The 2,685-nt window shown below is 73.4% G+C and carries 2 protein-coding genes and 2 pseudogenes; all 4 read right to left on the bottom strand.

The window, feature by feature from the left end:
• A pseudogene (locus tag HW578_RS25260) lies at positions 1-201 on the bottom strand (tetratricopeptide repeat protein); the annotation flags it as partial.
• 39 nt (positions 202-240) lie between these two features.
• The gene (pal, locus tag HW578_RS25255) at positions 241-702 is read right to left on the bottom strand and encodes a peptidoglycan-associated lipoprotein Pal (protein ID WP_198373457.1); all 462 of its coding nucleotides are present in this window, start codon (positions 700-702) and stop codon (positions 241-243) included.
• A gap of 77 nt (positions 703-779) precedes the next feature.
• Positions 780-2,159 carry a Tol-Pal system beta propeller repeat protein TolB gene (gene tolB / locus HW578_RS25250; RefSeq protein WP_198373456.1) on the bottom strand — a complete coding sequence of 460 codons (1,380 nt, stop codon included), beginning with the start codon at positions 2,157-2,159 and terminating at the stop codon, positions 780-782.
• Positions 2,156-2,685, bottom strand: a pseudogene (locus HW578_RS25245) (hypothetical protein); the annotation flags it as partial. The gene tolB and the pseudogene HW578_RS25245, both read right to left, overlap by 4 nt.

Here is a 2,685-nt window from a genome sequence, read left to right as displayed (position 1 = left end):
CGCGCCGCCGCCGCCGCGCGGGGCGGGCGCGGGCGCGGCCACGACGCCGCCGCGGCGCAGCGCATCGAGGTCGCGGCGCAGCTCCAGGATCTGGTTCTGCAGCGCGATGCCCTCGCGGCTGTCCATCTGCGCATGCGCAGGGACGGCGGCCAGCAGCGGCAGGGCGGCGAAGGCGGCGATCAGCGGCGTGCGACGGGCCATGGCGGCGCGGCCCGGCTCACCGCCGGGCCGTCCCTCTGCTTACTGGACGACGGTGACGGCGCGGCGGTTCTGCGCCCAGGCGGCCTCGTCCGAGCCGAGCGCCGCCGGCCGGTCCTTGCCGTAGGAGATGGTGGTGATGCGCGCGCCGTTCACGCCGCCGGCCACGAGCACGTCGCGCGCCGCGTTCGCACGGCGCTGGCCCAGCGCGAGGTTGTATTCGCGCGTGCCGCGTTCGTCGGTGTGGCCCTCGACCTGCACGCGCACTTCGGCGTTGCGGCCCATCCAGGCGGCCTGGCGCTCGAGGATCGGGCGCTGGTCGGCGCGGATGGTGGCGCGGTCGAAGTCGAACAACACGCGGTCGCCGACATTGGCCACCAGGTCTTCCTGGCTGCCGGGACGGATGGTGCCGCCGGCACCGGTGGCCGCCGCGTTCTGGTCGGTGTTCGAGCAGGCGGTGAGCAGCGCGAGGGCGGCCACGGCGCCGAACAGGCGGGTCTTCATGGGGGGGGCTCCTGGTGCGGTGATGGATCGGTCGGGGGCAAAGCACTCGCCGCCCGCGGGGTCAAGCACGGTGCGGGTCACGACAGCAGCGGCGACCAGGCCGGGTCGGTCGCATCGGTGGGGGTGGGCACCGGGCGTTCGTTGAAGCCGGCGATGTCGATGGAGGCGATGCGCGCCGAATAGCCGCCGCCGCGGGAATCCGTGGCGCGGCTCTCGCGGTAGAACATCAGCACGCGGCCGTTCGGCGCGAAGGTCGGGCCTTCCATGGCCCAGCCTTCCGAGAGGATGCGCTCGCCGGAGCCATCGGGGCGCATCACGCCGATGGCGAAGCCGCCGCCGCCGAAGCGGGTGAAGGCGATGAGGTCGCCGCGCGGCGACCAGACCGGCGTCGCGTAGCGCCCGCGCCCGAAGGAGATGCGCCGCACGTTCCCGCCCCCCGCATCCATCACGTACAGCTGCTGGTCGCCGCCGCGGTCGGAGTTGAACACGATCTGGTTGCCGTCCGGCGAGAAGCAGGGCGAGACGTCGAGCCCGCCGCCGCTGGTGAGCTGCCGCTCCCGCCGCGACGCGAGGTCCACCACGTAGATGTTCGCATCCCCCCCGCGCGAGGCCGACAGCACGACCGAACGCCCATCCGGCGAGAAGCGCGGCGAGAGCGTCATGCCCTGGAAATTGCCCAGCACCTGCTGCGCGCCGGAGCCGATGTCGAACAGCACCACCTGCGGCTGGCCGCGGTCGCGGTAGGACATGAAGGCGATGCGGTCGGCCGAGGGGTGGAAGCGCGGCGTGAGCGCGGCGAAGCGCCCATCGGTCAGGAAGCGATGGTTCTCGCCATCCTGGTCCATGATGGCGAGGCGGCGCGTGCGGCGGTCGCGCGGACCGGTCTCGCTCACGTACACCACGCGGGTGTCGAAGTATCCCTTCTCGCCCAGCAGGCGTTCGTAGATCACGTCGGAGATCAGGTGCGCGATGCGCCGCCAGTTGGCCGCCGGCGCGGTGAAGGCGGTGCCCTGCAGCTGCGCTTCGGGCAGCACGTCCCACAGGCGGAACTCGACGCGCAACTGGCCGCCCTGCTCGACCACGCGGCCGGTGACCAGCGCCTGCGCGCCGATCACGCGCCAGTCCTGGAAGCGCGGGGTCTGCGCCGCGCTCTCGGGCGTCTGGATGAAGGCCTGCCGGTCCACCGGGCGGAACAGGCCGGAATTGCGCAGGTTGGCCTGGATCACGCGGGCGATGTCCCGGCCCACACGCGCGCCCTCCCCCGCCCCGGCGAGATCCGGGATCGCGACCGGGATCGGGTCGGTGCGCGCGCGGGTGATGTCGATGACCGCCCCCTGCGTGGCCTGCTGCGCGAGGGCGGGGAGCGGTGTCGCGAAGATGCCGGGCGCCACCAGCCCGGCACCCGCGCCCAGCAGCATGCGGCGGCGCGTCAGCGCGAAGGGAGAGCAAGGGTTCATCGCACGAGGCCCCTCGGGTTGAAGCGGAAGACGGAATCCATGACGGTCCGGTACTTGTTCGGCGGCACGCGCAGCGGGTTGCACTGCGGCGACATAAGCGCGCGGCGGGCTGAATCGAAGACCGCGCGCGCGCGCGGTTCGGAAGGAATTCCCGAGATGCCCACGACGTTGCGCACATTACCCTGGCTGTCGAGGACGACGCGCATCTCAACCACGATCTGGTCCGCGTTCATCATCCCGCGGTCGACGCTCCAGCATTCGGCGATCTGAGCGGCCAGACCGAGGATCTCGCCCTGGGTCAGCGCCGCGCTGCCGGTCGGCGACCCGCCGCCCTGCTGCGGCGCGCCCGACGGGTTGGGCCGCGCGGTCGGCGGGCGGTCCTGCGGCTGGGCCGTGCGCAGCCGCTCGAGCGTGTTCTGCACCGAGGTGCTGCGTTCCTGCGGGCGGGCGACCGGCGGGGTCTGCCCGGTACCGGCCTGCTGCGAGGGCTCAGGCGGCGGCGGCACCGGCGTGGGCGGCAGCGGCA

Origin of the sequence: Roseomonas rosulenta (assembly GCF_016106005.1) — a bacterium.
Taxonomy (GTDB): domain Bacteria; phylum Pseudomonadota; class Alphaproteobacteria; order Acetobacterales; family Acetobacteraceae; genus Neoroseomonas; species Neoroseomonas rosulenta.
Note: the sequence above shows the minus strand (reverse complement) of the source record. Positions and strands in the feature narration are given on the sequence as shown.